General features: G+C 67.2%; 3 protein-coding genes and 1 pseudogene. All 4 read left to right on the top strand.

Annotation, left to right across the window (positions count from 1 at the left end; translation table 11 throughout):
* Positions 1-1,241: pseudogene (locus QZV72_RS00130) on the top strand (DNA polymerase III subunit alpha); the annotation flags it as partial.
* Positions 1,242-1,895 (top strand): YigZ family protein, encoded by a 654-nt coding sequence (locus tag QZV72_RS00125; RefSeq protein WP_297003873.1) that lies wholly within the window; start codon positions 1,242-1,244, stop codon positions 1,893-1,895.
* A gap of 9 nt (positions 1,896-1,904) precedes the next feature.
* Positions 1,905-2,141 (top strand): hypothetical protein, encoded by a 237-nt coding sequence (locus QZV72_RS00120; protein ID WP_297003872.1) that lies wholly within the window; start codon positions 1,905-1,907, stop codon positions 2,139-2,141.
* A 7-nt stretch (positions 2,142-2,148) separates the two neighbouring features.
* On the top strand, positions 2,149-2,514 hold the full coding sequence (locus QZV72_RS00115) for an RNA-binding S4 domain-containing protein (protein ID WP_297003871.1): 366 nt from the start codon (positions 2,149-2,151) through the stop codon (positions 2,512-2,514).
* Positions 2,515-2,603: the final 89 nt, after the last annotated feature.

Here is a 2,603-nt window from a genome sequence, read left to right as displayed (position 1 = left end):
TGTGGGACACGATCCTCCCGTTCGCCGGCTACGCGTTCAACAAGTCCCACGCCGCCGGCTACGGCCTGGTGAGTTTCTGGACCGCCTACCTCAAGGAGCACTACACCGCCGAGTACATGGCGGCCCTGCTCACCTCGGTGGCGGACAAGAAGGACAAGTCCGCGATCTACCTCGCCGACTGCCGCCACCTCGGTGTGAAGGTGCTCAGCCCGGACGTCAACGAGTCCGCCTACACCTTCCAGTCAGTCGGACAGGATATCCGTTTCGGTCTCGGTGCGGTGCGCAACGTCGGCGAGGATGTCGTCGACTCGATCATCAGGGCCCGTGAGGAGAAGGGGAAGTTCACCGACTTTTCCGACTACCTCGACAAGATCGACGCCACCGCCTGCAACAAGCGCGTCACCGACTCCCTGATCAAGGCCGGCGCCTTCGACTCCCTCGGCCACCCGCGCAAGGGCCTCAACCTCATCCACGAGGACGCCGTCGACGCGGTCACCTCCACCAAGAAGGCAGCGGCGAAGGGCCAGTTCGACCTCTTCGCCGGCCTCAGTGAGGAGGAGACGGGGGACGCGTTCAAGGTCGAGATCCCCGACCAGCACTGGGACCGCAAGCATGAACTCACCCTCGAGCGCGAGATGCTGGGGCTCTACGTCTCCGGCCACCCCCTCGACGGTTTCGAGGCGTCCCTGGACTCCCAGATCGACACTCCGCTGACCACCGTCCTGTCGGGCGAGTTGCCGGACCGGAAGACGGTGAAAGTCGGCGGCATCATCTCGTCTGTCGACCGTCGTGTCGACAAGAAGGGCAACCCCTGGGCCATCGTCACCATCGAGGACCAGCATTCCGCCCAGGCTGAACTGCTCGTCTTCTCCCGGGTCTACGGCATGGTCGCCCCGATGATCGCCGAGGACAACATCATCCTCGCCCAGGCTGAGGTGAGCGTCCGCGACGGCCGGATGAGCCTGTTCTGCAACGACCTGCGCCAGGCTGAACTGACCGTCGGCGCCGGTTCAGGGGTCCCGCTGCGGCTGCGGATGCGCATCGACCAGTGCACGCCGGAGAACATCTCCCGGCTCAAGGACGTGCTGCACAACAACCGCGGCGACTCGGACGTCTACCTCACACTCGCCGACGGTGACGAGGAACTGCAGTACATGCTGCCGGCGGAGTTGCGCGTCAACCGCACCTCTTCTCTGATGGGTGATCTCAAGGCCTCCACCTGGGCCGGGGTGCTGGGATAGATGGCGGACGGCGCCTACCGGCGTCCCGCCGCCGGGACGGTCAGGGACACGACGATCGAGGTCAAACGGTCGAGGTTCCTCGCGCTCGTCACCCGTGCGGCAACCGAGGAGGACGCCCGGGCGTTCATCACCCGGACCCGTGCGGACCACCCGGACGCCAGACACCACTGCTCCGCCTTCATCCTCCACATCGACGGGGCGAATCCGGTCGAACGGTCCAGTGACGACGGTGAGCCCTCAGGCACCGCCGGTCAGCCCATGCTGGAGGTGTTGCGCGGCTCCGGCCTGCACGACGTGGTGGTGGTCGTGGTCCGTTGGTTCGGCGGGGTGAAGCTGGGCACCGGCGGACTGGTCCGCGCCTACGGTGACGCCACCCGTGAAGTCCTCGACGGGCTTCCCGTGGTGCGCCGGGAGCAGCGGGTGCTGTGGACACTGTCAGCGTCCCACGCCGATGCCGGCCGTCTGGCCGCCGACCTCCACAACCGGGGAATGGACGTCACGGCGTCCTACGGGGCGGACGTCACCCTCACCCTGGCCCTCTCACCGGACACGGACCCCACCGGAACGGTTGCAGGGCTGACCGGCGGGACGGTCACGGTGCGGCGCACCGGCGAACAGTGGTGTGACGTGCCGGTGGCCCCCACCGCCCGCTAGTCTTGTCCCATGAGCCCTGACAAGTCAGTCGACAAGTACTCCGGCAGTTCCGTCACCCAGCGCAAGCAGGATGTCCGCAAGCACTCCCGTGCCCTGCAGATCGCCGGGGGCGTTGCCGTGGCCGGAGTGGTTCTCGGCCTGCTCACCACCAACTTCTTCTTTGTCTTCGCCCTGGTCGCCCTCGTCGTCGCCGGGGTGAACGCCTGGAAGATCCGCGAGATCGTCAACCACAAGGACCAGTGGTGACCCGACCGTGAGCGCAACCACCAGGATCGACGCCTGGGTCTGGTCCGTCCGCCTGTTCAAGACCCGCTCGGCGGCCGCGGAGGCCTGCCGCGCCGGGCACGTGAAGCTCAATGACGCCACGGTGAAACCGGCCCAGACCGTGGTCGTGGGGGACACGGTGCGGGCATGGGTGAACCACCGGGACCACATCTACGAGGTCACGACGCTGGTGAGTAAGCGTGTCGGGGCACCGGTCGCCAGGAGCTGTTACATCGACCATTCTCCGCCGCCACCGTCGAAGGAACTTCTGGCCTCGGTCCCGCACCGGGACCGCGGTGCGGGACGTCCCACGAAGAAGGAACGGCGGGAGACCGACCGGCTGCGCGGGAGGTGACGGGAGCCCTACCTCCGGTCGGAGCCGGTGAGCCGCTGCCACCTGTTCCCGAGCCGACCCGGCCGCGAGGCAGGGTTGTCCCCGATGTG

The sequence above is a fragment of the uncultured Corynebacterium sp. genome, from assembly GCF_902782855.1.
Classification (GTDB): Bacteria; Actinomycetota; Actinomycetes; order Mycobacteriales; family Mycobacteriaceae; genus Corynebacterium.
The sequence above is the reverse complement of the archived record's forward strand: the minus strand, read 5'-3'. Positions and strand labels throughout refer to the sequence as shown.